General features: G+C 66.8%; 1 protein-coding gene. It reads left to right on the forward strand.

Features of this window, described 5'->3' with window-relative positions:
• Positions 1 to 145 precede the first annotated feature (145 nt).
• Positions 146 to 1,174, forward strand: coding sequence for an iron-siderophore ABC transporter substrate-binding protein (locus ACNPM4_RS10250; RefSeq protein ID WP_448985586.1), 1,029 nt, complete (start codon positions 146 to 148; stop codon positions 1,172 to 1,174).
• The last annotated feature ends 60 nt before the right edge of the window (positions 1,175 to 1,234 follow it).

The following is a 1,234-nucleotide window of genomic DNA, read 5'->3' on the forward strand; positions in this document are numbered from 1 at the left end:
GGCTTTTTCTGTGCCCGCAACTGCGCGGGGTTCCAGGACTCGAAGTGAGGTCGCCCTAACCTCCGTGTTAGATTAGGCCAGGCTTACCAAAGGCTGGGCGCACCTCTCGCGCCGCCCCCTCACCCCGAACCCGAAGGGAACGCCTGTGCGCATCTCTCGAATCCTCGCCATCGGCGCGGCCGCTGCACTCGCCGTCGGCCTCTCCGCCTGCGCGTCCCCCGCGCCGGAATCGACCGGAACAGCCGGCGGTAACCCCGCCTCCGCGGATGCCTTCCCCGTCACGGTGGAGCACGCCTACGGCGAGACCACCATCTCGGAGAAGCCCGAGCGCATCGCGACGGTCGCCTGGGCGAATCACGAGGTGCCGCTGGCGCTCGGCATCGTCCCGGTCGGCATGAGCAAGGCCAGCTGGGGCGACGACGACGACAACGGCGTGCTGCCCTGGGTCGAGGAGAAGCTCGACGAGCTGGACGCCGAGACCCCGGTCCTGTTCGATGAGACCGACGGCATCGATTACGAGGCCGTGGCCGACACCGAGCCCGACGTGATCCTCGCGGCATACTCCGGCCTCACGCAGGAGGAGTACGACACCCTCTCCAAGATCGCTCCGGTCATCGCATTCCCCGAGGTCGCCTGGGGCACCTCGGTCGACGACATGATCGAGATGAACTCGAAGGCACTCGGCCTCCAGGATGAGGGCGAAGCACTGATCGACGAGCTGCACGCCGACGCCGAGACCGCTCTCGCGGCGAACAGCATCCTGAAGGACAAGAAGGTCCTGTTCGCCTACCTCGACCCGGCCGACCTGAGCCAGATCGGCTATTACACGGCGATCGACACGCGTCCCGGATACCTCCACGACAACCTCGGTCTGCCGTTCCCGTCGATCGTCGCAGACACCGCAGACACCGAGAAGTTCGACCTGACGGTCAGCGCGGAAGAGGTCGCGAAGTTCGCCGACGTGGACCTGTTCGTCACCTACGGCGACGACGCACTCATCGCTCAGCTCCAGGCCGACCCGCTGCTGTCGAAGATCCCGGCCATCGCCGAGGGGCGCATCGCGATCCTCCCCAACGCGACGCCGGTCGCCGCATCCGCGAACCCGTCGCCGCTGTCCATCCCGTGGGGCCTCAGCGACTACCTCGCACTGCTGGCTGCACCGCTCGCGAAGTAACCGTTCGATCCGCATCAGCGGAGTGAATCCTCAGTGACCTCAGCAACCGTCATCGCCCCC

The sequence above is a fragment of the Microbacterium umsixpiens genome (assembly GCF_053543675.1).